Consider the following 24240-nt stretch of genomic DNA (forward strand, 5'->3'; position numbering starts at 1 on the left):
CGCGCTCTCCCCGCCGTACACGGCGTTCTCAACCGGGATTTATCAACCAGAGTTTGATACGTCAATTCACCTCACAGGGAGAACCATGAACTTCATCGAACGTCTGAAATCTATCGGCCCGGGCGCGATGGTCGCCGCCGCGTTCATCGGCCCCGGAACGGTCACGACCGCGAGCGTGACGGGCGCGCGATTCGGCTACGCGCTCGTCTGGACTATCGCCTTCTCGATAGTCGCCACTATCGTCTTACAGGAGATGAGCGCCCGACTCGGCCTCGTCTCCCGCGAGGGGCTCGGCGAGGCGCTCCGCGAGCAGTTCGACAGCCCCGCGCTGTCGGGGCTGAGCATCGCCCTCGTCGTGAGCGCCATCGGCATCGGCACGGCCGCCTACGAGACCGGGAACATCCTCGGCGGCGCGGCCGGGTTGGAGGGCCTGACCGGAATCAGCGCCAACCTCTGGGGGCCCGCGATGGGGCTCATCGCCGGCGTCCTCCTGTGGTCCGGCAAGTACGAACTCATCGAGAAAGCGCTCGTCGGCCTCGTCTCCGTCATGGCCGTCTCCTTCCTCATCGACGCCGTCCTCATCGGCCCCGACCTCGGCGCGCTCGCCCGCGGGTTCGTCCCGAGCGTTCCGGAGGGGTCGGCGTTCCTCATCACCGGCCTCATCGGGACGACCGTCGTCGGCTACAACCTCTTTCTCCACGCCGGGAGCGTCCAAGAGCGGTGGGCCGGCCCCGAGGAGTTGAACGAGTCGCGGGCCGACACGGTCCTGTCTATCGTCCTCGGCGGCTTCATCACCATCTCGATTCTCGTCACCGCCGCGGCGGCGTTCCCCGTCGGGACGAACATCCGGAACGTGAGCACGATGGCCGAACAGCTCGAACCCCTCGTCGGCACGCAGGCGAAGGTGTTCTTCGGCATCGGGCTGTTCGCCGCGGGCTTCACCAGCGCGACGACCGCCCCGCTGGCCGGCGCGTACGCGACGGCGGGGGCGCTCGGCTGGGACACCGACCTCCAGTCCACGAAGTTCCGCGCCGTCTGGGGCTCGATTCTGCTCGTCGGCATCGTCTTCTCCGCGGTCGGCTACAGCCCCGTGCAGGCCATTGTCTTCGCGCAGGTCGCAAACGGCGTCCTGCTTCCCATCGTCGCCGTCTTCCTCATCTACGTGATGAACGACCGCGACATCCTCGGGTCGTACGCCAACTCCACGCTTCAGAACGTCGTCGGCGGGCTGGTGACGCTCGTCGTCGTCTGGCTCGGTCTCCGAACCCTCTATACGGTCGCCGCCGATATGGGGGTGTTCTGATGGACGCAGAAACCCGCATCGGCGTCGACGTCGGCGGCACCTTCACCGACGTGGCGCTTTTGACCCCCGAGGGACGGCTCGTCACCGCGAAGGTCCCGAGCACGGACGACCAGAGCGTCGGCGTCGTCCGCGGCATCGAGAAGGCCTGCGACGACGCCGGCATCGACCCCGCCGAGGTGGACGCGTTCACCCACGCGATGACCGTCTCGGTCAACGCGCTCCTCGAAGACGACGGCGCGACGACCGCGCTCGTCACCACCGAGGGGTTCCGCGACGTGCTCGAAATCGGCCGACAGGCCCGCCCCGACCTCTACGACGTGACCGCCGACAAGCCCGACCCGCTCGTCCCGCGCCGCCGCCGGTTCGAGGTGACAGAGCGGGCGACCGTCGAGGGCATTCAGACCGAAGTCGACGAGTCGGCGGTCCGCGAACTCGCCGACGACATCCGCGACGCCGGCGCGGAGAGCGTCGCCGTCTCGCTCCTGCACGCCTACCAGCACCCCGAAAACGAGCGCGTCGTCGCCGACGTGCTCCGCGAGGAGCTCGACGCGCCGGTGTCGGCGTCCCACGAGGTGCTCGCCGAGTTCCGCGAGTTCGAGCGCACCTCGACCACCGCGGTCGACGCCTACGTGACGCCCGCAATCGACAGCTACCTCGGCCGCCTCGAATCGCGGGCCGCGGACCTCGGCGTCCCGGTCCCCAACATCATGCAGGCCAACGGCGGCATCGCCCCGGCCTCGACGGTGCGCGAGCACGCCGTGACGACCACGATGTCCGGGCCGGCCGCGGGCGTCGTCGGCGCGGCGGAGACCGCGACCGGGTCCGGCGACGACCTCGCCGGCCTCGTCACCTTCGACATGGGCGGCACCTCCAGCGACGTGAGCCTCGTCCGCGACGGCGAGGTCGAGCGGACCACCGACGCCGAAATCAACGGCCGGCCCATCAAGACGCCGATGGTGGACGTGAACACCGTCGGCGCGGGCGGCGGTTCTATCGCGTGGGTCGACTCGGGCGACGCGCTCCGGGTCGGGCCGCGCTCGTCGGGCGCGAACCCCGGCCCGGCCTGCTACGGCCGCGGCGGGACCGACCCGACCGTGACCGACGCGAACGTCGTCCTCGGCTACATCGGCGGCAGTTCCGCTCTCGGCGGCGAACTCTCGCTCGACGTGGACGCCGCCCGCGACGCGCTCTCCCGACTCGCCGACGACGCCGGTCTGGACGACGCGCTCGCGGCCGCCCGCGGCGTCTACCGCGTCGCCAACGCCAACATGACGCGGGCGATTCGCGCCGTGACCGTCGAGCGCGGTCACGACCCGCGGCAGTTCGGCCTCGTCGCCTTCGGCGGTGCCGGTCCGATGCACGCCGCCGCCCTCGCCGAGGGCCTCGACATCGAGACCGTGGTGGTCCCGCGGGCCTGCGGCGTCCTCTCGGCGTACGGCCTGCTCGCGGCCGACCAGCAACACGACTCGGTGCGGACGCTCCGCCGCCCGCTTTCCGGCCTCGACGCCGAGTCAGTCGACGCCGCCTACGCCGACCTCGAAGCCGACACGCTCGACGACGTGGCCGACCCCGACGAGGCGACGGTCCGACGCGCCGCCGACCTCAGGTACGTCGGCCAGAGCTTCGAACTGACCGTCCCCGTCGGCGAGGCGTTCGACGCCGAGGCGGTCGAGGCGCGGTTCCACGAGGCACACGAGAGCGCCTACGGCTACCGCCTCGACGACCCGGTCGAACTCGTCAACGTCCGGGCGACCGCCGTGGTCGAGCGCGACTCCCTCGACGTGACCTACCGCGGCGGCGGCGACGCTCGCAAGGGCACCCGCGAGGCGTTCTTCGACGGCGCGTTCCGCGAGACGCCCGTCTACGACCGCGACGGCCTCGGAGCCGGGGCGACCGTCGAGGGGCCGGCCATCCTCGAACAGCACGAGAGCACCGTCGTCGTGCCGCCGGCGTGGGGCGGGACGGTCGGGGCCGACGGGACGCTCGTCCTCACCAGCGGGGGTGACGGCGAATGAGCGACCGCGAGGTCGACCCCGTGACGCTCGAAATCATGCGCAACCAGTTCGAGAGCGTCGCCGAGGAGATGGGGCAGGTGCTCATCACCTCGTCGTACTCGCCGAACATCAAGGAGCGCCGCGACTGCTCGACGGCGCTGTTCGACGCCGACGGCCGCCTCGTCGCGCAGGCCGAACACATCCCGGTCCACCTCGGCGCGATGCCCGAGGCCGTCGACACGGTCCTCGACTACGACCCGGAACCCGGCGACGTGTTCGTCCTCAACGACCCCTTCGAGGGCGGCACGCACCTCCCCGACGTGACGATGGTGTCGCCGCTCGCGGTCGACGGCGAGGTGCTCGGATACGCCGTCTCGCGGGCGCACCACGCCGACGTGGGCGGGATGACGCCCGGCAGCATGCCCGCCGGCGCGCGCGAAATCTATCAGGAGGGGCTTCGACTCCCGCCGGTCAGACTCGTCGCCGGCGGCGAGACCAACGACGACGTGCTGTCGCTCCTCCTCGCCAACGTCCGCAACCCCGGCGAGCGCCGCGCCGACATCCGCGCGCAACTCGCGGCGAACGAGCGCGCCGAGGAGCGACTGGCCGACCTCGTGGCGGAACACGGTCGAGCCCGCGTCCTCGCGGCGTTCGACGCCGTGATGGACTACTCCCGGAACCGCGTCACCGCGGAACTGCGCGACCTGCCCGACGGCGAGTACCGCGCCCGCGACGTGCTCGAAGGCGACGGCGTGACCGACGACGACATCCCCATCGAGGTGACCGCGACGGTCGACGGCGACGCCGTCGCGTTCGACTTCGACGGCACGGCCGACCAGGTCGCCGGCAACGTCAACGCCCCGCTCGCGGTCGCAAAGAGCGCGGTGTACTTCGTCGTTCGCTGCGTCACCGACCCCGAAATCCCGCCGAATCAGGGCTGTTACGACCCCATCTCGGTCGCGGTTCCCGAGGGGTCGCTCCTCAACCCCGACGCCCCCGCGGCGGTCGTCGGCGGCAACGTCGAGACCAGCCAGCGCGTGACCGACGTGGTGTTCGCCGCGCTCGCCGACGCGGCCCCCGAGCGCGTCCCCGCGCAGGGACAGGGGACGATGAACAACCTGACCATCGGCAGTCGCGTCGGCGGGTCGGACGGCTTCACCTACTACGAGACCATCGGCGGCGGCTTCGGCGGCCGCGCGGGCGGCGACGGCATGGACGGCGTGCAGGTCGGGATGACCAACACGCTCAACACGCCGGTCGAGGCGCTGGAGGCCGAGTACCCGCTTTTCGTCGAGGCGTACGGCCTCCGCGAGGGAAGCGGCGGCCGCGGCGAGTTCCGCGGCGGCCTCGGCATCGTCCGGTCGGTCACCGTCGAGGCCGACGCGACCGTCTCGCTTCTCACCGAACGCCGGCGGGTCGCCCCCCGCGGCATCGCCGGCGGCGAGGACGGAGCGACCGGACAGAACCTCGTCGACGGCGAGGCGGTCCCGTCGAAGACGACCCGCGACGTGCCCGCCGGCACGACCGTCACGGTCCGGACGCCGGGTGGCGGCGGCTACGGCGACCCCGCCGACCGCGACGCCGACGCCGCCCGACTGGACCGCGAGGACGGCAAGGCGGAGTAGCGTCGACCGTCATCTCGGTCTACACGGTCCACAATTTGTAAAATTTGTAAACCGATCGAACGGTCGTCGGCCGTGCGTCACGCGATTGGTCAGGCCCGCCGCTCAGTCGTCGTCACGGTCCGACGACGCCGCTTCGTCTTCTTCCTCGTCGTCGAACGCCTGCATCCGCGGGTCGATGGCCGGGTCTCGGTGTTGCTTTCGCGCCCGGCGCTTCGCCGCGCCGACGAGCGAGTCGTCGCTCGACTGGGACTCCACGAACGTCTCGTCGCCGATGGCGCTCTCGGCGATGTCTCGAAGTTCCCCGAGGCGCTCGCGGTCGCTCGGCGACTGACTCCGCTCCCGCCCCCGACCGCCCCGGCGTCCCGACCCGCTGGCGTTGCGGTCGTCGTCCGGCGGCGAGCGCTGTGTGAACCGCGTCGCGTCGGTTATCAGCAACTGTACCTGGTCTTTCGCGCGGTAGTGGTGGTCCTTCGCGCCGGCGAACTCGAACCGCGCGCCTTCGCCGAGGTACGGGTGGCTCACGCCGTCGGGGACGACGAACACGACGCCGTCCGGCGCGCTCTCGTCGGTGAGGTGGCCGATGATATCCGGCGTGCCGGGGTCGTTCTTGTTGACCCAGTCGACCGACTCGACCGTCGCCTCCACGGTCACGTACGCCCCGCTCCCGGTGAGTTCCGAGAGCGTTCGAGTCGACTTCTCGCGGCCCGTGTCGTTCGACGCCGACTCTGACTCTGACTCCGACTCCGCCGCCGATTTCGCCGTCGATTCCGGGCCGTCGGACCCCGAACCCGACTGGTCTCCCCCGACGGAGGCGAAGAGGTAGTCCACGTCGCTGCCGCGTCCCGCCATGTAGTTCGAGACGGTGATATTCACTCGCGTCGGACCCGACGAATCCGCGGGTTCGTCGCCGTCATCGAAGATACATTTCACGTCGGAATCGGTTTCGGGTGACTGGAGAAACCACGCGCCGTCGCGTTTCTCGACGGTCACCGTCCCCGTCGCCCCCGACTGGGTGAACCAATCCGTTGACATACGGTTCGTTCGAGTTCGACGTGTGATATGTGTTTCTCAGGTTAGAGAACAGAATGGTGTACTCACGGCTGAGCGCCGGGTCGAACGGGCGGGACGGTCACGCCGCGCCGTCACACCTCCTGTCCAGTCAGCTTGCGTCGCGGATACGACTGCGCCCCGCCCCGCGTGTTCCGCGCGATAACCGTCGCCGTCGCGGACTGCCGGTCGTCGCGCGATTCGGTCGATTCGTCGTAGTAGAGCACCGTGAGGTCGAGACAGGCGCGGAGCAGTTCGTTCGAATCGAAGCGGTATCTGTCGGTGCTCGGCCCCACCGTCGCCGGCGGGTCGGCCCGCAGGTGGTGTTGGTAGAACAGGACGCCGCCGGGCTTCAGCGCCGCCTTGATGTCGGCGAGGCGGTCCAGCGTCCGGAAGTAGCTGATGGTGACGAGGTCGTACGTCGACTCGGGGAAGTCGTGGGTCGTCGCGTCGGCCCGAATCGTCTCCACGCGGTCGGCGAACCCGCGGGACTGCGCGCGCTCGTCGACGATGCTCAGCCCCTCGCTCGACTGGTCGAGCGCGTCCACCCGGTAGCCGTTCGCGGCGAGAAACAGCGCGTTGCGGCCGTTGCCGGCCGCCACGTCGAGCGCGCGGCCGTCGGGCAGTTCGTCGAGGTACGCCCGGAGCACCGGCGACGGCTCCGGGTCGGTCGGGTACGTTCCGGTCCGGTAGCGTTCGTCCCACTCCATACGGGCGCTACGCGGACCGCCGTGTTCAAGCTACGGCGTCGCTCCCGGCGGGCGGGACGCGGAAGCGCCAGCGCTTTCCGCGGCAGCGACGTGGTGGTATCCGTGCCCTCGATTCGCCCCGACGAGCTCGACGCCCGCCTCGCCGACGGGGACGGCCCGCTCGTCCTCGACGTCCGCCCGGAGTCGAACTACCGACGCGGCGCAATCGACGGGAGCCGAAACGTCCCCGTCTACGACGACCTCCGGTCGGGCGACGACGCCTCGCTTCGGAGTCAACTGGACGAGATACCGCGGGACCGCGACGTGGTCGTCGTCTGTAAGATGGGTATCGTCGCAAAGCGGGCGACGGGGCTCCTCCGCGAGGAGGGGTACGACGCGGCGACGCTCGCGGGCGGCATGAGCGGGTGGAACGGCTACCAGCGCGGGTCGCTTGGCTACAGACTCCGATCGCTCATCTGGCGACTGTTCTGAGGCCGTCGAGGAACTCACGGAGGGCGTCCTCGAAGAACGCGGGGTTGTCGAGGTTCGACGCGTGGCCCGCGTCGGGAACCGCGCGGACCGTGACGGTCGGAATCCCATCGCCGAACGCCGCGGCGTGCCTGCGCACGAACGGGAGTTCGTTCTCGCCGTACAGGACCAGCGTCGGCACGTCGATGTCGCCGAGGACGACCGACGAGTCGGTGAACCGACTGACCGCCCGAATCACTTTCGCGAACTCGTCGGTCGCCATCGGCGGGCCGTCCTCCCGAAGACGCTCGACGTTTCCGTAGTCGCCGCCCGCGGTCGTTCCCGACAGCCGCTCTTGGAACCAGACCATGATTTTCTCGACGCGCTCGTAGCCGACGAGTCGAACGAACGGAATCGCCAACCGGGGGACGACGAGTCGCTGGAACCGTTCGAGGCGGTCGAAGACGACCGGGGAGAACGTGTCCGCGAGGACGAGCCCCGAGAGCCCGTCGGGGTACCGCATCGCGTACGCTTGCGCGATACAGCCGCCGGTCGAGAGCCCGCAGACCACGGGTCTGTCGAGACCCAATTCCGAGACGAGCGCGGCGAGGTCGTCGGCGAACAGCTCCATCGAGTACGTCGCCAAGTCGGACCCGCCGGTTCGGCCGTGTCCTCGAACGTCGTACGAGACGGTGGTGTAGCCGTCGCACAGCACCTCCGTCTGGCGGTCCCACTGACCGTGGTCGAGAACCGCCCCGTGGACGAAGACCACCGGCGTCCCCTCGCCTCGCCGCTCGTAGTAGGTGTCGATACCGTTCGTTCGGGCGAACGCCACGCGACCTAGTGGCGCGCCGAGAGCATGAGCGCGCGCCTCGATGTGACAGTTCACTCACACTCTCGGCGATAGTACGGCCACTTATCCGTCTCCGGCAGAGAGTACGCGGTATGACGATTGAAACCGGCGACTCCGTTTCGCTCGAATACGTCGGACAGCTCCCGGACGGCACGATTTTCGACACGTCGCGTCAGGACGTGGCCGAGGCCGAGGGTCTCGCGGAGGCCCAGCCCGACCGCGACTACGAGCCGCTCGCGGTCGAGGTCGGCGCGGGAACCGTCATCGAGGGGCTCGACGAGGCGCTCGTCGGCATGTCCGTCGGCGACGAGGAGAGCATCGAAATCCCGCCGGAGAAGGCCTACGGCGAGTACGACGAGGACCTCGTCCGCGAGCACGAAACCGAACAGCTCCGCGAGGTGCTCGGCGACGAGCCCGAGGAGGGCCTGTACGTCCAGACCCAGCAGGGCGGCCTCGGCGAAATCGTCCACGCCGACGACGACGTGGTCCGCATCGACTTCAACCACGAACTCGCGGGCGAGACGCTCGTCTTCGACGTCGAAATCCTCGACGCCAACTGAACCGCTGAACCGAACTGAGCCGCAATCTCGCGGCTCGGTGCGTTTTTTCTCTCGCTACTCGCGCCACCACGCGATAGCGTACACCGCGCCCCCGACGAGAATCAGGACCGCGCCGACCCCGGCGACGCCGAGGCCGACGACGAGCGCGCCCCCGAAGCCGAAGTCGTCGACGTGACCGTAGACGGTGATGCTGTGGAGGGTTCCCTCTTTCTCGACGAGCGCCGGGAGCCGGTCCACGAAGGCGTCGTTCACCCGCGGTCGGTAGCCGAAGTCTTCGTCCGAGGAGTTCCGGAGGACCCTGTCGACCGTCTCTCTGGCCGCCGGCGAGAGGTTCGCGTAGCTGTACGCGCCCCGCTCGACGGTGGCGTCGGCGACGCGCCGGAGCGTTGCGTTCCGTGCGGTGACGACCGAGCCGTTTTCGCGCACGCTGAACCGGTAGTACTGGTCGCGCTCGCCGTAGGCGTCGTGGACGTACGTGTTGTTCCGCGCGATGGCGCGGAGGTCGGCTCGCGCGCCGGCCGCCGTCGTTCGGGCGGTCCCGTTCCGCATCGCCGCCTCCAGCGTCTCGCGGGTCTCGTTCGGCGCGCGGTACTCGCCGGCCGAGTACCGGTGGCTGACCTGATGCACCGAAATCGAGACCGCCCGACCGTGGCGGTCGACGATGGTCTCGACGTCCGATTCGTTCGCGAGCGACACCGTCTCGGCCCGGTACGACTGCGAGACTTTCGGCGGTGGCGACGTCGCGTCCGCCAGCGCGGGCAGGTACACCGGCGCGGGGAGACAGACGAGACCGACCACCGCGAGAAGGAGGGCGAGTTTCCGGAGGCGCATTACCGGGAGTTCCGCCGAGTCGGGTAAGTGCTTTTTGTCGCTGTCGGGCGTCCGGTCTCGCCGCCGCGGTCACCGGGCGACGCTCAGTCGTCCAGCGGCGGGTTCGCGTCGAGGCAGTCTCGAACCCGCTCGCGCTCCTCGCGGGCCGCGGCCAACTCGTCGGCAACGACGCCCCGCCGGAGGCGGTCGCGCTGGTCTTCTGTGAGTTCCGCGCGGGCGACCGCGGCGTCGCGGAGGCGGTCGTACGACTCCTCGTACGTCAGTTCGTGGACCTCTCGGGCGCGGGCGACCGTCTCGTCGTCGGCGAACCGGCTCACGACGGCGACGAGTTCCTTCGTCCGCCAGCGGAGTTCCGAGGCGGACGCCGGCGGCCACGACACGGTCAGCGGGTCGGCGTCGAGCGTCTCCAGAAACCGTTTGTTCGTCCCGACGGCCGCGGAGAACCGCTTCGGGTCGTCGACGTAGTGGTCGAGTTTCGACCGCGAGTAGCCGGCGTACTCGACGAGCGTGGGAATCGGCTCGTCGCCGATGGCGGCGGTGTCGAGGTACTCGCGCAGTCGCTCGGGGGGACTGGGCGTCCCGACCAGCGGGTACGACTCGGCGGCCGCCAGCCACGCGAGCACGTCGCCGGCCGACGACTCGGCGCGGAACCGCTCGAACGCCTCGGTGACGGCGTCGTCGTACCGCTCGATGGGGTCGCGGAGTTCGTCCACCGGCGCGTCGATGTCGGCCTCGCCGAGTTCCCGCACGCGTTCGAGGCGGTCGATTCGCGCGTCGAGTTCGTCCGCGCGCTCCCGCAGCCGCCGGCGGGCGCTCCGGTAGTCCTCTCTCGCCTCGTCCAGTTCGTCGAGGAGGGCGGCCTCCTCGCGGGCGGGGGCCAACTCGCGTCTGGCCTGCTCGAAGTCGGACGCCGACAGCGACGAGGTGATGCCGGTCGTGAGCGACTCGTTGGCGTCGATGAAGGCGTCGCTGTGGCGCACGTCGGCGGGGACCTCCTCCAGCCGGTTCGACAGCGCCTCGCGGAACGCGACGTAGCCTTCGAGGTCGTCGGTCGCCTGCTCCTCGTGTCGGTCGAGAATCCCCGTCACGTCGCGGACGGCCGACGCGAGCGTTCGAAGCTCCTCGCGGCCGACGTCGTCGACCGCCTCGCGCCGGTCGCGGAGGGTGTCGGCCGCCGTGCGGAGCGCCGTCACGGGGTCGTCGGCGAGCGCGGCGTCAGCCACGCCGCGGCACCTCGGGCGGGCGTCCCGGTCGCGGAATCGGTGTCATGCCCGACGAGTCGGTGCGCGAGGGTTGAAAACTTGATGCCCGCGGACGGCGGCGGGACGGCCGCGGAGCCGAGAGGCCGTCAGCGACGGTCTCGACCGCTCATCACGTCGAACGCGGCGGCAACCGCGACCGCGAGCACGCAGAGCGCGACCGACGGCGCGAGGGAAAACAGGTCGACCGTGCCCGGGAACGCGGCGACGACGAGGAGCGAAACGGCGTAGTAAGCTCCGGCGGCCGCGGCCGACGTGCGGGCCGGCGCGGCGCGCAGTCGTGGGAGCGCGAGCATCGCACAGAGCGCGACGCCGCCGGCGACGACGACAGAGCCGACGAGTCCCGCGCCGGCGAGGTCGGCGCGCGCGCCGAGGAACGTCCCGAGGCCGAGCGTCGCGTTCAGGTAGGCCGCCCGCCGGACGAGGGCTCCGTAGCCAGCGTCGGGCCCGAGACCGAGTTCGCTGTCCTCGATGCGGTGCCACGGCGCGCCGAGGGGGACGGCGTCCAACCGGAGCGCGCCGATAGCGAGGCAGGCGGCAGCCAGCGAGGCGACGGCCGCGGTCGTGACCGCCACGGGCGTCGAGACGGCCATGAAGGCGACCCAGAGCATCGGCAGCGCGAGGAGCAGGTGCTGTCCGAGCCCGAAGTACACCGTCGCGTCGAGCCACGCGTCGATGCCGGTCCCGTCGTCGTCGCGTCGCTGGCGTCGCTGCCGTCGGTTGCGTCGCGGCCGCGTGCCGCTTTCGTGCGGAGACTCGTCCGTCGGTGCCATGGCCGTTCGGTTGTGACTGTCCGATGATAACTGTGTGGCCCGGTTGGGGTCAGCGACACCGGGGACGGGGGTCTGCGGACGCCGTCCGGCGAAAGGACTTACCGGCGACCGGGTGTATGACAAGCCATGTACGAGCGCATCCTCCTGCCGGTCGACGAGAGCACGTCGTCGAGCGCGGTCCTCCACCACGCCAGCGAACTCGCCCACTGGGACGACGCGGAGATTCGACTGCTCTTCGTCGCCGACACCACCCGCGACAGCGTCACCGTGGTCGGGAACGACGTGGTCGACGCGCTCGAACGGGAGGGCGAGAGCGTCGTCGAGGAGGCGGCGCAGACGCTCCAGAACCTCGGCGTCGGCTACTCGACGGACGTGGTGCAGGGCAACCCCGCGCCCACCATCGTCGAGTACGCCGAGGAGTACGACTACGACCTCATCGTGATGCCGACCCACGGACGGGAGGGCATCTCCCGACAGCTCCGCGGGAGCGTCACGGAGAAGGTCGTCCGCCTGTCGGACCGACCGGTCCTCACCGCCCGCATGAAGCCCGACGAGGAGCTGACGTTCCCCTACGAGCGCATCCTCATCCCGACCGACGGCAGTCGCTCCGCGAAGCGGGCGACGAGCCACGGCCTCGCGCTCGCCGCCGAACTCGACGCGACGGTCCACGTCCTCTCGGTGGTCGACGACTCCGCGCTCGGGTTCGACGTGCGGTCGATGCTCTCCGGCGAGGAGAGCGAGCGCGGCGCGAACGAGGCGATTTCGCAGGTCGTCGAGGAGGCGAACGAACGCGGCGTCACGAAGCTCGCCGAGACCATCGAACACGGCTCGCCGAGCGAGGCGATTCGGGAGTACGTCGCGGACAACGACATCCACGCCGTCGTCATGGGGACGACCGGGCGGAGCGGCGTCGACCGCATCCTCCTCGGGAGCGTCGCCGAGGAGACGGTCCGGAGCGTTCCGGTTCCCGTCATCACGGTGTCGCCGGACGAGGAGTAGCAACGGCATCGCGGTCGCGGTCGATTCTCGCGGTCGCAGTCGGTTGCTCGTGGTCGCGGGCGCTCAGTCGGTCAGTACTCGGTCCCCTTTCTCGCGCGCTGGCCGGCGTCGATGGGGTGTTTCTCCTTTCGGACGTTGGTCACGAGGTCCGCGGCGTCGACGAGGTAGGTCGGCTCTTCGTGGCTCCCGGTCAACACGAGTTCGAGGTGCTCGGGCTTTCGCTCCACGAGGTCGAGCACGTCGGCCTCGTCGAGCAGTCCCATCGCCACGGCGTAGAGCATCTCGTCGATGATGAGGAGATGAACGCCCGCTTCTGGCGGGCCGTCGAGGTCGAGCGGTGCCGAGAGGTCGGTGTCGGCCGCGGCGTCGACGACTTCGCGCGCCCGGTCGAGGCCGGCGGCGACCTGCGCCTCGTGGTCCGCGTCGTCGCTCCCGTCGGCCATCCCGGCCCAGCCGTAGTGGCCGAGGTTCTCGAAGGAGAAGCCGGGCATCGCGCCGATGGCGTTGTACTCGCCGCGGACGGCCTCGACGGAGTCCGCGCCGCCCTTCAGGAACTGGAGCATGTGGACGCGGTAGCCGTGGCCGGCGGCGCGAAAGCCCATGCCCATCGCGGCCGTGGTCTTCCCCTTGCCGTCGCCCCACCACACCTGCACGAGGCCGAAGTCGTCGGGCGCGGCGGGTTCGATGGCGGCCGCCTCGGGGCGGACGCCGCGGCCGGGCGTGTTCGCCCGGACCGAGTCGGGGGTAGTCTCGTCGTCTGTCTCGGGGGTTCCGTCGGGTGTGTCGGATGCGTCGGTCATCGTTGGGTTCGAAGTCGGATGTCGGTGTCGTCTCGAAATCGGGTGTCGGTCGTCGGTCGGTGCTCGCCGCAGTCAGTCCGCCAGTCGGGAGACGAAGCGGTCGAACGCCCCGCTCTCGGGGTGGACGTGCGCGTAGGTTCCGAGGGTTCGGTACTCGGTGAGCCCCTCGCGGCCGTCGATACCGGTCCCGCGTTCCACGTCGAAGGCGAATCGGGCGTCGGTCGCCGGGTCCGCCGAGGAGTAGTGGAACTCGTGGCCGCGGAGCGTCTCGCCCGCGTCGGCGGTCAGCGTCCCGTCGGTCGCGCGGAGTTCGACGTGGTCGAGCGCCTGATAGCGCTCCCGCATCGTCACGTCCGCGGGGAGGATACCGGCCATCTCGTGGGCGTCGCCGTCGGTCGTCGTCAGCGACTCGGAAAGCGCCATCAGGCCGCCGCACTCGCCGAACACCGGGAGGCCGTCGGCGGCGCGGTCGGAAAGCGCGGGGAGCGTCGGGGACGACGCGAGCTCCGCGGCGAACCGCTCGGGGTAGCCGCCGGGGAGGTAGACGCCGTCGCAGTCCGGGAGGTCGTCGCCGGCGACCGGCGAGAAGTACGAGACGGTCCCGAGCGATTCCAGTCTGTCGAGGGTCGATGGATAGACGAAACAGAACGCCTCGTCGCGGGCGACGGCGACCGTGGGACCGTCGGAGCCCGTCGCAGTCTGTGTCTGGGCCCGGGCCGACCCGACGCGAGCGCTCGCTTCGAACGCCTCGGTGTCCCAGTCGGGTTCCCGAGCCACTTCCGCGAGCGCGTCGGCCCGAATCCCGTCGGCCGCGGCGTCGAGCGCCTCGTCGGACAGCGGGGCCTCGTCGCCGAGGTGGAGGCCGAGGTGTCGCTCCGGGATTTCGAGGTCGTCGCTCGGCGGGACGCGGCCGAGATACGGCAGTTCCTCGGGGAGCGCGTCGCGGATGCCCTCGGCGTGGCGGCCGCCGTGGGCCCGAGAGGCGATGACGCCGGCCACGTCGGCGTCGATGCCCATCCGGTCCGCGTAGGTCCGGAAGCCGTAGGCGGTCGCCGCGACGCTCTGCATCCCGGCTCTCGCGTCCGCGACGAGCACCACGGGGAGGTCGAGGAGGGCGGCGACCCGAGCCGTCGAGGTGTCGCCGTCGTAGAGGCCCATCATGCCTTCGACGACGCAGATGTCGCCCTCGCCGCGGGCGTAGGTCCGGCGCATCCCGTCCTCGCCTTCGAGCCACGGGTCGAGACTCCGCGAGGGTTTCCCGACGACTGCGGCGTGGTGCGAGGGGTCGATGAAGTCGGGGCCGGCCTTGGCCGGTTGGACCGCGTAGCCCTCGCGTTCGAGCGCGCGGCACACCGCGAGCGTCGTGACCGTCTTCCCGACGCCGGAGGCCGTGCCGGCGACGACGACGCCTCTCATCCGACCACCGCGGTCCCGAGCGCGGTCGGGACTTCCGGCGGGTCGCTCGCGGGGCGAGACGGGGGTTCGGCAGTCATATCTCCAAGTGGAATTTCAGTAGTCAAAGTTGTGTTGGGTCGGGTCGCCGGGGGCGGCGTCGGTCGGCGGCTCGCGTTCGGCTCAGTCCCAGAGTTCGTACATCTCGTCTTCGACGCCGTCGGCGTAGTGCGTCCCGTCGTAGACGACGCCGGGGTCCGCGACCGGTGCTGTCTCCGCGTCAGCGCCCGCGTTCGCGTCGTCGCCCGCCGCTTCGACGGTTCCGACGACCGTCGCCTCGATTCCCTCGTCGTCGAGCGCGGCGAGAGCCGTGTCGGTCTCGTCGCCGGGGACCGCCGCGAGGAGCGCGCCGGAGCCGAGAATCCGCATCGGGTCGACGCCCATCGCGTCGCAGAGCGCCCGCGTCTCGGGGCGGACGGGCACGTCGTCGCCGTCGACCTCGATTCGGACGCCGGAGGCGCAGGCGAGTTCGACCAGTCCGTTGAGGACGCCGCCCTCGGTCGGGTCGTGCATCGCGGTCGCGGCGGGCGCGAGCACGGCGGACTCGGGGAGGACGCTGATATCGTCGAAGAAGCCCGCGGCGCGGTCGACCGTCTCGGCGTCGACGCCGGCGGCATCGAGGTCGGCGCGGAAGTCGGTGGCGAGGACGGCGGTGCCCTCGATTCCAGCACCCTTGGTGAGAATCACCGCGTCGCCGGGTTCCGCGCCGCTCGTCGGGACGTACCGGTCGGTCGGTCCCATGCAGGTGAGCGAGAGGAGCGGCCGCGAGAGCCCGGCGACCGTCTCGGTGTGGCCGCCGACGATGCTGATGCCGAGTCGTCGGGCCTCCGCGTCGAGTTGGGCGGTGATGTCGTCGAGGAGGTCCACGTCCGGCTCGGGCAGGAGGACGGTGCTCACGAGCCACTCGGGGACGCCCCCGCAGGCGGCCACGTCGTTGCTGGCGATGGCGACGCCGAGGGTGCCGATGCGCTCGGCGGCGAGCGAGATGGGGTCGGTGCTGACGACCATCGTCCCCTCGCCGGTGGCGACGGCGGCGGCGTCCTCGCCGTAGCCGGCCCCGACGAGCAGGTCGTCGTTGGGTGCCCCCGTCCGCGAGAAGACGTAGCGGTCGAGGTCCGCAGGTGAGAGCTTGCTCATACACGAGGGTGACGGCGAGGGCGCTTTTGTGCCTTCCCGTCCGTCGTCGGCGCGGACGCCCGCGACCCGCCGGTCGCCCCCGCGCCCCGCCGACCACGACCGGTCGGCGTCGCCGAGGCGGCCGAACGCCCGCCGCGGATGCCGTACTGCTAAGACGCTCTGTTTGCAACGGGGAGCCATGCTGATGACACCCGGCCCCACGGCCGTCCCGCCGCGGGTCCGCGACCGACTGAGCGACCCGATGCCGAACCCAGACATCGAGCAGTCCTTCTTCGACACCTACGACGAGGTCTGCGAGAAACTCGGGCGCGTCTACGACACCGACGACGACACGGTCGTCATGGGCGGCGAGGGCATCCTCGGCCTCGAAGCCGCCATCGCCTCGACGGTCGCCCCCGGCGACGACGTGCTCTGCGTCTCGAACGGGCTCTACGGCGACGGCTTCGCCGACTTCGTCGAGAGCTACGGCGGCGACCCGACGCTCGTCGGTGCCGACTACACCGACCCGCTCGACCTCGCTGGCGTCGAAGCCGCGCTCGACGACGGCGAGTTCGAGGTCGCCACGATGGTTCACTGTGAGACCCCGACGGGGACGCTCAACGACATCGCGCCGGTGCTCGAACTGCTCTCCGACCGCGGCGTGCTGACCGTCGTCGACGCCGTCTCCTCGCTCGGCGGGACGCCCGTCCCGAGCGAGCACATCGACATCAACCTCGGCGCGTCCCAGAAGGCGTTTAGCTCGCCGCCGGGCCTCACGACGGCCGCCGTCAGCGACCGCGCGTGGGAGGTCGTCGAGGAACGTGACCCCGATTCGCTCTACACGAACCTCCTCCCGTGGCGCGACACGAGCGAGGGCTTCCCGTACACCCACCTCGGCGCGAACGTCGCCGCCCTCGACGAGTCGCTGTCGATGCTCCTCGAAGAGGGGCTCGACGCCGTCTACGAGCGCCACGAGGAGGCCGCCGCCCACTGCCGCGAGCGCGGGGCCGACCTCGGCCTCGACCTCTACGCCGACGCAGAGCGGAGCGCTCCGACGGTGACGGCGTTCCACCTCCCCGGCGAGGCGAAACGCGCCCAAGCGGAGCTCGAAGCCGAACACGACATCGTCCTCGCGACCGGCCTCGCCGACCTCGCCGACGACATTCTCCGCGTCGGCCACATGGGCTACAACGCCGACGTGGAGAAGGTCGACCGCGTGATGGACGCGCTGTCGGCCGTCGCCTGAGGCCGCGGGCCGACTCCACTGGCTGTCAACGTTTTTACCCGAAGCCGACGACAGTCCCGATGAGAACGACCGTGACCGAGACGAGCGATTCGACGGGGCGGCGGCGACCGGACGACGGAATCAGGTTCGCTATCGTCGTCGTCTTCCTGACGGGACTCCGCCGTCGCAACCCGGCCGCGATGGTGAACGCCGCGTTCGCGCTCGCCGGCACGTACCTCCCCGACGCCTTCGAGCGACTGGTCGGCGTCGAGTTCCGCCCGTGGCAACGCGTCTACGTCGAGTCGGCCATGCTGACCCACGCGGCCGGGATGCTCGGCCCCTACGACGACGTGTGGTGGTGGGACCACCTGACTCACGCCCACTCGGCGACGATTCTCGGCGGGGTCGTCCACGTGCTCTCGCGCCGCCGCGGCCGCGACCCCTCGACCCGCGTGCTCGCGGTCGTCGCCTGCACCGGCGTGCTCTGGGAACTCGCGGAGTACGCCATCCATCGCGGGGCCGACGCGCTCGGCATCGACCCCGTGCTCGTCTCCTACGGCCGAACCGACACCGCGCTCGACCTCCTGTTTAACCTCGTCGGCGCGGCGCTCGTCGTCCTGTTCGGCGACCGCGCCCTGACGAATCTCGTTCCGCTGCGGGAGGACTCGGTGGCCGAGTAGGCCCGTTCGGTCCCGCGCGTTCGATAGCGGTGCTGGGCGGAATCGCGTTCGACGCGCTCGAAACAGAAGCGACGACGCCGGAGGCGCGGCCGCGGATTCGACCGCGCCTAGTTTCCTGCGCCACCCCTGTCGTTGCCGTTATCACCGTTACCCGCACTGTTTCCGCTGCGACCGTTACCCGCACTGTTCGCGACGTCGGGCCTGTCGATCACGTTCAGCGTGACGGTTTGGCGGATATCTCGCGACGAGTGGCCGACGAGCAGTTCGAACCGCCCGGGTTCGGTGACCCACGCCTCGTCGTCGGGGTGGAAAAACGCGAGGTCGTCGGGCGTCACTTCGAGCGAGACGGTGGTCCGTTCGCCGGGGTCGAGCGAGACCGTCTGGAAGGCGACGAGTTCCTTCGGCGGACGGTCGACGCTGGCCTGCACGTCTCTGGCGTACACTTGGACCGTCTCCGTCCCGGCGACGTCTCCCGTGTTGGCGACGTCGACGGAGAGCGAGGCGGTCTGGCCGTCCCCGACCGCTCCGGGGCTGAGCGTGGCCCTCCGGTACGCGAACGACGTGTACGACTCGCCGGCGCCGAAGGGGAACAGGGGTTCGATGGCCTCGTCGTCGAAGTGTCGGTACCCGACGTAAATCCCCTCGTCGTAGTAGACGTGGTTGTTCTCCCCGGGGAAGCGCCGGTCGGAATCCGGCTCGTTCGCGGGGTAGTCGTAGAGGTCAGCGCCGAACGTGACCGGCAACCTGCCGGCGGGGTTCGCGTCGCCGAAGAGGAGGTTCGCGAGTGCCCCACCGCCCTCTTGGCCGGGGAACCACATCTGGAGAACCGTCGGGACGGCGTCGATCCAGGGCATCACCACGGGACCGCCGGTGTTGAGAACGACGGCGGTCGCGTCGTTGGCCTCGGCGACGGCCTCCACGAGTTCGTTCTGATTCCCGCCGAGACGCAAGTCCTCGCGGTCTTCGCCCTCCTCTGAAGACCCCTTCGCGATCACCACCGCACCGTCGGCGCTCGCCGCGGCCTCCGTCGCGAGGTCGAGGGGGTTTTCGTCCGGTCGGGCGATGCGGACGCGGAGATACGGTTCGTCGGTGTACTGGGTGCCCGCGACTTCGATAGTGACGTCGTACGCCTCGCCGCCTTCGACCGAGACGTCCCCGGTCGTCGATGCGCTCCCTCCGAGCGTACCGCCCTGATTTTCGACCACCTGCTCGCCGTCAATCAGGAGCCTGCTCGCGCTCGAACTGGCGACTTCGAACGAGACCGTACCGGACACCGGGGCGGTCCATTCGCCGGTCAACCGCGCGGAGAACTCGCTCGGCTCGACGCCGCTGACGGTCTCGATATCCTCGGCAAACAGGGAGTTCGACCGCATCGACCGCGTCGTGACCGGCTCACCGTCGAACGACGTGTTGTCGAAGTACGCCGCCCGGAAGCCCGCGTCCCCCGTCTCCGGGTGTGCGACCGTCGAGACGTCGAGTGGCTGGTGTTCGGACGCTTCGACCGGCGTGACCGTGACGTCGTCGCCGACGAACGACTCGATACCTTCGAGCGGGCCGACGCGGCGTTCCGGCACCACGTCGGAACTCCCGCCACCGCCGATTCGGAAGCGCGACGGCGTTTGTCCGATGACCGCGAGTTCGTCTAGCTCGTCCGTCTCGAACGGGAGCACGTCGCCCTCGTTTTTGAGGAGGACCGCCCCGCGTTCCGCCACGTCCCGCGCGACTCGGCGCTGTGCCCGCCTGTCCACCGAGACGTCGGGCGCATCCCGTGTCTCCAAGCGGTCGAACCGCGCCAACTGCCCGAGCAGCCGTCGTACTTTGTCGTCGATTTCCGCCTCGTTGACGTAGCCGTCGTTGACGGCCTCCAGCAGGTCGTCGCCCCAGTAGGCCGGCCAGTTGAGGTCGAACGCGGGGTTCTCTCCCGGCGTCTCGACGTCGAGGCCGTTGTTCGCCGAGGCGACCGTCGAATGGACCGCTCCCCAGTCGGACATGACGAGGCCGTCGAAGCCCCATTCCTCTTTGAGAATCTCGTCAAGCAGTTTCGCGTGTTCGGTGGCGTACGTCCCGTTGATACGGTTGTACGCCGCCATGACTGCGCCGACGTCGCCGTCTTCGACGGCCTGCCGGAAACCGGGCAGGTATATCTCGCGAAGCGCGCGCTCGCTCACTTCCGCGCTCACACCGGGCAGGTCCTGCGACGGCCCACCGCGGTTCGTCTCCTGATTGTTGGCGACGTAGTGTTTCGCCGTCGCGATGATTCCCTCGGATTGAATGCCGTCGATGAACGCCGTCGCCAGTTCGCCGGTCACCGCCGGGTCCTCACCGAAGTACTCGAAGGCTCGCCCCAGTTGCGGCACCCGAACGATGTTCAGCGCCGGTGCGAGGTGGACGTCCTGATTGTTGGCGACGGCTTCGCGAGCGATGGCCGTCCCCTCCGTCTCGACGAGGCGCTGGTCGAACGTCGACGCCGCCGAAATCGTCGCCGGGAACGCCGTCTGCTGTCCCCGTCGAAGCCCCAGCGGCCCGTCGCTCATCCGGACTTCGTCGATTCCGAGACGCTCGTTCGGCGGGAGATAACCGGTGTCTTCGAGGAACGCGTCCTGTCCGGTGACCTGTGCCACCTTCTCTTCGAGTGTCATCTCGTCGATGAGCGATTCGACGCGGTCCGACGTCTGTGCGGCGCCGGTCTCCGTCGCCGACAACCCGAACGTGAGCGCCGCGACACTCGCCGCACTCCCCCGCAGAAAACTCCGTCTGTCTAGCCCCGTTTCGTCTGCCGTGTCTGTGTTCTCCTCTGACATCGCAAACGGGCAAACTAACCACATTAAAATAAATGTACATGATATCTGAGGTAGTACTCGTTGAGAGTTTTATTTTAATATCGGATAGATATTTTTTATTCTCAGTGAACGGCGATGAATGAACTGACGACCCCCGGATATAGTTTCAGAGAAACTGCGACAGACGCGATACACGTGCCGAATATCGGATTGTTCCGATATCGGAACACCGCTTAGGATAACATTTATCCGCCGACGAGTAAACTATCGATGCCTAACTTGGTACAGATGTCTAATCCCGACGCGCTCCGCGACGACTTACGGCGGTTCGGTTTCTCCGAGAAAGAAATCGACGTGTATCTCTCGCTCGTAGAGCGAGGCAGCGCCGAACCGAAGACGCTCGCATCGGACGCCGGCGTTTCGACGAGCTACATTTACGAGGTCGTGACCCAGCTCGATTCGAGAAACCTCGTTCGAATCGAGGAGCATCAGTCGCCGACGGTCGTCCACGCTCGACGGCCCGATAAGGCGTTTCAGACGTTATCTGCGAGACTCGACCGAATCGAGGACGCCGTCGAAGAGCGATATCAGCAGCCACGAGCGGAGCCGATGTCGCTCGGCGTCATTCAGTCCCGACCGACGTTTGCGAGTCGACTCCGCGAGCTGATCTCACAGGCGGACTCGGAAATCCGACTTTCTCTGCCCTTTGCGTTTCTCTCCGAAGTCGAAGCGTCGCTCAAGTCCGCAGTCGAAGACGGTGTCTTCGTCGTCCTCGTGCTCAGTGAATCCGACTACGAAGCCCGGTCAGGAGCCGTTGAAGACGTCGCAACCGTCGTCAACCGGATCGATGCACAGTTACCCGCTTACGTCGCAATCGACGATGCTCGCGGACTCATCGCACCGCTGTCGGTCCTCGCGTGGGAACACGGTCCAGAGGAAGCGATCGAATTCACCAACCCGACCGTGACGGGTGTCGTCTCCGTCGCGTTCTTCGGTCTGTATCAGTCTTCGACGACGGTCATGCTTCTCCGCCCGAACACGCTTCCCCGGCGATACTCCGGTATTCGACCGGCCGTCTACGACGCAGAGCTGGCGCGACGCCGCGGGCGGTCACTCCACCTGCGTGCGACGGTCCGCCCAACGGGAGTCGACGACGAGACCGAGACGATAGAGGGACCGATAACCGAGATTCGGCAGAGCTTGATCGCTCCCACGAACAGCGAGCTGATATTCGAAAACGCCTTCGAGGTCGACGTCGGGAATCGACGCGTGAGTATCGGCGGTGTCGGCGCGTTCATGGAGGATTACGAGGCCACGAGTCTGCTTCTGTACGCCGACACGTAATCGTCGTTCCCAACCGCCCCGTATTCGACAGCGTTCTCGCAAAGCTCGCAGTCGCTGCTCACTTCGGGAGCGCACCTCCACGGACGATCCGGTCAGGCGCTCTAGAGTCGTTCGGACGTTCTGAAGTCGCTCAGGCGCTCTGGGTGTGTTCCGCTGACTCGCGGCCCCCCTCGCCGACGGGCCGCTCGTCCATGTTGCGAGTTCGGACCGCCGTCCGAAGACCGACCTCGGCGACGTTGCCGACGTGTTCGGCCGTCCGTTCGAGCGCGTGGAGGGCGTGTGCGAACCGGTAGTCGACCTCGGCGTCACGCTCCTCGAACAGCCGTCGTTCGACCTCTTCGACGCCCTCGCGGACTCGGTCGCGCGCCGAAAGCGCCTCCCGCGCCGCGTCGGGGTTCTCGCCGTCGAACGCGACCTGTACCGCGGCTTCGAGCGCCTCGGGGACGAGTTCGGCGAGTTCGGACACCTCGTCGGCGACCCCCTGGGGTAGGGAGGCGGGAACCGCCGACGCGACGGCCGCGATTCGCTCGGCGTGGTCGGCGACGCGCTCTAACTCGCGGGCCGCGGTGTGGAGGCGGAACAGCTCCGGGCGCGTCTCGCCGAGGGCGTCTATCTCGTCGAGGCGGTCGAGCCCGCGGGTGAAGTGCCGGTCGACCATCGCAAACAGCCGGTCGGCGCGGTCGTCGCGCTCCGCGAAGCCGTCGAGCGGGGCGGCACCCGTGAGCGCGGCGGTCGCGTCGCGGTGCATCGAGACGGCGACGAACTGGAGCTGTCGGACCGACTGGCGGATGGAGACCTCGTTCGCGTCGAGGACGTTCCGCACCGTGACCGACGCGTCCGACTCCTCCGTGATGGTCACGCCGACGAGGTTCCGGGCGACCCGCCTGACGGCCTGTCGCTGTTCGGCGTCGAACGTCCCGTCGGCCTCGACGACGACCTGCTTCGACCCGGCGGCGTAGGCCGCCCGGAGCGTCTGTTCGAGGAAGTCGCCGGCGGCGGAGTCGCGCCCGCCGCCCGCGTCACCCCCGCCGCCCGCGTCACCGCCGACGGTCACCGTGAACTGCATCGACGAGTCGTCCTCGCGCTCGGGTGCCTGTACGACCAGCACCCCGTCGATGTGCGTGTGGAGGTTGACGACGGTGCCGGCGGTGATGCCCTCGCCGTCCGCCCACTCTCGGGGGAGCGAGACGGTGAACGTCCCGTTGCTGACCTGCTGTATCTTGCGTGTCTCCATTGTGTTGGCGTGTCTGAAACCGTGTTGTCTGCGTGCCAGTTCCGCGGTGACGCCGACCCCGCCGCAGGGAGTGATTCGACTGACGAAAAGCGAGCGTCGCCGCCGACTGTCCGGCTTCGACGGCCGCAGGTCGTCGAGAACCGTCGTCACGTCGGGAAGTCGAAGTCGGCGTCGTCAGCGCGGGGACGCTCGGCGCGGGTCGGGTCGGCTCGGGTCGGGTCGGGGTCGAATCCGACCGTTACCCGAACTTGCCGCTGATGTAGTCCTCGACGCGCTGGCTCTGTGGGTCCTCGAACACCTGGTCGGTGTCGCCGTACTCGACGAGTTCGCCGCCGGTGAGGAAGACGGCGGTCTGGTCCGAGATGCGCGCCGCCTGCTGCATGTTGTGGGTGACGATGACGACCGTGTACTCCTCGGCGAGGTCGTGGACGAGGTCCTCGATTTTCGAGGTCGCGATGGGGTCGAGCGCCGACGCCGGCTCGTCCATGAGAAGCACTTCGGGGTCGGTCGCCAGCGCGCGGGCGATGCAGAGCCGCTGTTGCTGGCCGCCGGAGAGCCCGAGGGCGTTGTCGTCGAGTCGGTCCCGCACCTCGTCCCACAGCGCCGCCTGCCGCAGGGAGCGCTCGACGAGTTCGTCGACCGCGTCGTCGTCGCTCCGGCCGAGCAGGTTGGCGAGCAGGCCGGTGTCGAGGTCGCCGTGCTTCCGCGGCCCGTAGGAGATGTTGTCCGCGATGCTCTTCGGGAACGGGTTCGGCGACTGGAACACCATGCCGACGCGCTTGCGCAGTTCCACGAGGTTGACGCCCTCCTGGTAGACCTCCTCGCCTTCGAGCCGGACCGAGCCGTCGATGCTCGCGGCCTTGATGCGGTCGTTCATCCGGTTGAGACACCGGAGGAACGTCGATTTCCCACAGCCCGAGGGGCCGATGAGCGCCGTGACGCTGTTCTCGGGAATCTCCATGGAGACGCCCTTCAGCGCGTGGTCGTCGCCGTAGTACACGTCGAGGTCGGAGACCGAGAGCTTCGCGTCGCCCTCGAACTCGTGTTCGACCCACTCCTCGCGGGTGCGCTCGCGCGTCTCGCCGCTCGTGACTTCGAGCGGTTGGTCGGTGCCGGCGCTCGCGCCGCCGGCGAGTTCGCCGTCCGCGGTCTGTGCGTCGTCCGCCGTCGCCTGTGCGTCGTCCGTCGTCTGTCTGGTTTCGCTCATG

At 69.3% G+C, this 24240-nt stretch carries 21 protein-coding genes; 9 read left to right on the plus strand and 12 right to left on the minus strand.

Annotated features, from left to right (window positions below; all coding sequences use genetic code 11):
• Positions 1 to 85: 85 nt before the first annotated feature.
• From FY251_RS06565 to FY251_RS06575, 3 genes are read left to right on the plus strand one after another with little or no spacing between them, the layout of a single operon-like run.
• Positions 86 to 1303: an Nramp family divalent metal transporter gene (locus FY251_RS06565; protein ID WP_148413995.1), complete on the plus strand. Its 1218-nt coding sequence runs from the start codon at positions 86 to 88 to the stop codon at positions 1301 to 1303.
• Positions 1303 to 3318 (plus strand): hydantoinase/oxoprolinase family protein, encoded by a 2016-nt coding sequence (locus FY251_RS06570; RefSeq protein WP_148413996.1) that lies wholly within the window; start codon positions 1303 to 1305, stop codon positions 3316 to 3318. Before FY251_RS06565 ends, FY251_RS06570 begins: the two co-directional genes overlap by 1 nt.
• Positions 3315 to 4922 (plus strand): hydantoinase B/oxoprolinase family protein, encoded by a 1608-nt coding sequence (locus FY251_RS06575; RefSeq protein ID WP_148413997.1) that lies wholly within the window; start codon positions 3315 to 3317, stop codon positions 4920 to 4922. The genes FY251_RS06570 and FY251_RS06575 overlap by 4 nt, the downstream gene beginning before the upstream one ends.
• Positions 4923 to 5024: 102 nt before the next feature.
• Here FY251_RS06575 and FY251_RS06580 read toward each other — a convergent pair whose 3' ends face one another.
• Both FY251_RS06580 and FY251_RS06585 read right to left on the minus strand, forming a co-directional pair.
• Entirely contained in the window at positions 5025 to 5954 is a 930-nt protein-coding gene (locus FY251_RS06580; RefSeq protein WP_255516601.1) for a hypothetical protein, read from the minus strand.
• 110 nt (positions 5955 to 6064) lie between these two features.
• Positions 6065 to 6679: a bifunctional 2-polyprenyl-6-hydroxyphenol methylase/3-demethylubiquinol 3-O-methyltransferase UbiG gene (locus FY251_RS06585; RefSeq protein ID WP_148413998.1), complete on the minus strand. Its 615-nt coding sequence runs from the start codon at positions 6677 to 6679 to the stop codon at positions 6065 to 6067.
• 102 nt (positions 6680 to 6781) lie between these two features.
• Here FY251_RS06585 and FY251_RS06590 point away from each other — a divergent pair, with 102 nt between their 5' ends.
• The gene (locus FY251_RS06590) at positions 6782 to 7150 is read left to right on the plus strand and encodes a rhodanese-like domain-containing protein (RefSeq protein ID WP_148413999.1); all 369 of its coding nucleotides are present in this window, start codon (positions 6782 to 6784) and stop codon (positions 7148 to 7150) included.
• On the opposite strand, the gene FY251_RS06595 is transcribed toward FY251_RS06590, so the two are convergent.
• Positions 7131 to 7961, minus strand: coding sequence for an alpha/beta fold hydrolase (locus FY251_RS06595; protein WP_148414000.1), 831 nt, complete (start codon positions 7959 to 7961; stop codon positions 7131 to 7133). The genes FY251_RS06590 and FY251_RS06595 overlap by 20 nt on opposite strands.
• Before the next feature lie 110 nt (positions 7962 to 8071).
• On the opposite strand from FY251_RS06595, the gene FY251_RS06600 reads away from it, so the two are divergent.
• Positions 8072 to 8539 (plus strand): peptidylprolyl isomerase, encoded by a 468-nt coding sequence (locus tag FY251_RS06600; RefSeq protein ID WP_089780878.1) that lies wholly within the window; start codon positions 8072 to 8074, stop codon positions 8537 to 8539.
• Between the two features lie 54 nt (positions 8540 to 8593).
• Here the strand turns inward: FY251_RS06600 and FY251_RS06605 are convergent, their stop codons facing one another.
• The 3 genes from FY251_RS06605 to FY251_RS06615 form a co-directional block, all read right to left on the minus strand.
• Entirely contained in the window at positions 8594 to 9370 is a 777-nt protein-coding gene (locus FY251_RS06605) for a hypothetical protein (protein WP_148414001.1), read from the minus strand.
• An 83-nt stretch (positions 9371 to 9453) separates the two neighbouring features.
• Complete coding sequence (locus FY251_RS06610) at positions 9454 to 10593, minus strand: hypothetical protein (protein ID WP_148414002.1); 1140 nt, start codon at positions 10591 to 10593, stop codon at positions 9454 to 9456.
• Between the two features lie 125 nt (positions 10594 to 10718).
• Positions 10719 to 11402 (minus strand): hypothetical protein, encoded by a 684-nt coding sequence (locus FY251_RS06615; protein WP_148414003.1) that lies wholly within the window; start codon positions 11400 to 11402, stop codon positions 10719 to 10721.
• A gap of 126 nt (positions 11403 to 11528) precedes the next feature.
• On the opposite strand from FY251_RS06615, the gene FY251_RS06620 reads away from it, so the two are divergent.
• The gene (locus FY251_RS06620) at positions 11529 to 12401 is read left to right on the plus strand and encodes a universal stress protein (protein ID WP_148414004.1); all 873 of its coding nucleotides are present in this window, start codon (positions 11529 to 11531) and stop codon (positions 12399 to 12401) included.
• A 71-nt stretch (positions 12402 to 12472) separates the two neighbouring features.
• On the opposite strand, the gene FY251_RS06625 is transcribed toward FY251_RS06620, so the two are convergent.
• The 3 genes from FY251_RS06625 to FY251_RS06635 all read right to left on the minus strand — a co-directional run bounded on the left by FY251_RS06625 (position 12473) and on the right by FY251_RS06635 (position 15790).
• On the minus strand, positions 12473 to 13201 hold the full coding sequence (locus tag FY251_RS06625) for a cob(I)yrinic acid a,c-diamide adenosyltransferase (protein WP_148414005.1): 729 nt from the start codon (positions 13199 to 13201) through the stop codon (positions 12473 to 12475).
• Positions 13202 to 13273: 72 nt separating this feature from the next.
• Positions 13274 to 14617: a cobyrinic acid a,c-diamide synthase gene (locus FY251_RS06630; RefSeq protein WP_148414006.1), complete on the minus strand. Its 1344-nt coding sequence runs from the start codon at positions 14615 to 14617 to the stop codon at positions 13274 to 13276.
• Positions 14618 to 14776: 159 nt separating this feature from the next.
• Positions 14777 to 15790, minus strand: a complete 1014-nt coding sequence (locus tag FY251_RS06635) for an AIR synthase family protein (protein ID WP_148414235.1) — start codon at positions 15788 to 15790, stop codon at positions 14777 to 14779.
• Between the two features lie 178 nt (positions 15791 to 15968).
• Here FY251_RS06635 and FY251_RS06640 point away from each other — a divergent pair, with 178 nt between their 5' ends.
• Complete coding sequence (locus FY251_RS06640; protein ID WP_148414007.1) at positions 15969 to 17015, plus strand: alanine--glyoxylate aminotransferase family protein; 1047 nt, start codon at positions 15969 to 15971, stop codon at positions 17013 to 17015.
• A gap of 59 nt (positions 17016 to 17074) precedes the next feature.
• On the plus strand, positions 17075 to 17674 hold the full coding sequence (locus tag FY251_RS06645) for a hypothetical protein (protein ID WP_148414008.1): 600 nt from the start codon (positions 17075 to 17077) through the stop codon (positions 17672 to 17674).
• A 107-nt stretch (positions 17675 to 17781) separates the two neighbouring features.
• Here the strand turns inward: FY251_RS06645 and FY251_RS06650 are convergent, their stop codons facing one another.
• Positions 17782 to 20475, minus strand: a complete 2694-nt coding sequence (locus tag FY251_RS06650) for a glycoside hydrolase family 3 C-terminal domain-containing protein (protein ID WP_187367357.1) — start codon at positions 20473 to 20475, stop codon at positions 17782 to 17784.
• Positions 20476 to 20742: 267 nt separating this feature from the next.
• Here FY251_RS06650 and FY251_RS06655 point away from each other — a divergent pair, with 267 nt between their 5' ends.
• Complete coding sequence (locus FY251_RS06655; RefSeq protein ID WP_187367358.1) at positions 20743 to 21798, plus strand: TrmB family transcriptional regulator sugar-binding domain-containing protein; 1056 nt, start codon at positions 20743 to 20745, stop codon at positions 21796 to 21798.
• A gap of 130 nt (positions 21799 to 21928) precedes the next feature.
• On the opposite strand, the gene FY251_RS06660 is transcribed toward FY251_RS06655, so the two are convergent.
• Together FY251_RS06660 and pstB are read right to left on the minus strand one after the other, a co-directional pair.
• On the minus strand, positions 21929 to 23032 hold the full coding sequence (locus FY251_RS06660) for a phosphate uptake regulator PhoU (protein ID WP_148414011.1): 1104 nt from the start codon (positions 23030 to 23032) through the stop codon (positions 21929 to 21931).
• A 238-nt stretch (positions 23033 to 23270) separates the two neighbouring features.
• A complete protein-coding gene (gene pstB / locus FY251_RS06665) occupies positions 23271 to 24239 on the minus strand; it encodes a phosphate ABC transporter ATP-binding protein PstB (RefSeq protein ID WP_148414012.1) in 969 nt (322 codons plus the stop codon).
• Between the last annotated feature and the right edge of the window lies 1 nt (position 24240).

It is taken from the genome of Haloferax sp. KTX1, from assembly GCF_902410085.1.
GTDB classification, from domain to species: Archaea; Halobacteriota; Halobacteria; order Halobacteriales; family Haloferacaceae; genus Haloferax; species Haloferax massiliensis.

What these genes read in the sequence shown, in the direction of transcription:
- FY251_RS06565 (WP_148413995.1), top strand. Translation starts at nt 86, where the DNA reads ATGAACTTCATCGAACGTCTGAAATCTATCGGCCCGGGCGCGATGGTC.
- FY251_RS06570 (WP_148413996.1), top strand. Translation starts at nt 1,303, where the DNA reads ATGGACGCAGAAACCCGCATCGGCGTCGACGTCGGCGGCACCTTCACC.
- FY251_RS06575 (WP_148413997.1), top strand. Translation starts at nt 3,315, where the DNA reads ATGAGCGACCGCGAGGTCGACCCCGTGACGCTCGAAATCATGCGCAAC.
- FY251_RS06580 (WP_255516601.1), bottom strand. Translation starts at nt 5,954, where the DNA reads ATGTCAACGGATTGGTTCACCCAGTCGGGGGCGACGGGGACGGTGACC.
- FY251_RS06585 (WP_148413998.1), bottom strand. Translation starts at nt 6,679, where the DNA reads ATGGAGTGGGACGAACGCTACCGGACCGGAACGTACCCGACCGACCCG.
- FY251_RS06600 (WP_089780878.1), top strand. Translation starts at nt 8,072, where the DNA reads ATGACGATTGAAACCGGCGACTCCGTTTCGCTCGAATACGTCGGACAG.
- FY251_RS06605 (WP_148414001.1), bottom strand. Translation starts at nt 9,370, where the DNA reads ATGCGCCTCCGGAAACTCGCCCTCCTTCTCGCGGTGGTCGGTCTCGTC.
- FY251_RS06615 (WP_148414003.1), bottom strand. Translation starts at nt 11,402, where the DNA reads ATGGCACCGACGGACGAGTCTCCGCACGAAAGCGGCACGCGGCCGCGA.
- FY251_RS06620 (WP_148414004.1), top strand. Translation starts at nt 11,529, where the DNA reads ATGTACGAGCGCATCCTCCTGCCGGTCGACGAGAGCACGTCGTCGAGC.
- FY251_RS06625 (WP_148414005.1), bottom strand. Translation starts at nt 13,201, where the DNA reads ATGACCGACGCATCCGACACACCCGACGGAACCCCCGAGACAGACGAC.
- FY251_RS06630 (WP_148414006.1), bottom strand. Translation starts at nt 14,617, where the DNA reads ATGAGAGGCGTCGTCGTCGCCGGCACGGCCTCCGGCGTCGGGAAGACG.
- FY251_RS06635 (WP_148414235.1), bottom strand. Translation starts at nt 15,790, where the DNA reads ATGAGCAAGCTCTCACCTGCGGACCTCGACCGCTACGTCTTCTCGCGG.
- FY251_RS06640 (WP_148414007.1), top strand. Translation starts at nt 15,969, where the DNA reads ATGCTGATGACACCCGGCCCCACGGCCGTCCCGCCGCGGGTCCGCGAC.
- FY251_RS06645 (WP_148414008.1), top strand. Translation starts at nt 17,075, where the DNA reads ATGAGAACGACCGTGACCGAGACGAGCGATTCGACGGGGCGGCGGCGA.
- FY251_RS06650 (WP_187367357.1), bottom strand. Translation starts at nt 20,475, where the DNA reads ATGTCAGAGGAGAACACAGACACGGCAGACGAAACGGGGCTAGACAGA.
- FY251_RS06655 (WP_187367358.1), top strand. Translation starts at nt 20,743, where the DNA reads ATGTCTAATCCCGACGCGCTCCGCGACGACTTACGGCGGTTCGGTTTC.
- FY251_RS06660 (WP_148414011.1), bottom strand. Translation starts at nt 23,032, where the DNA reads ATGGAGACACGCAAGATACAGCAGGTCAGCAACGGGACGTTCACCGTC.
- pstB (WP_148414012.1), bottom strand. Translation starts at nt 24,239, where the DNA reads ATGAGCGAAACCAGACAGACGACGGACGACGCACAGGCGACGGCGGAC.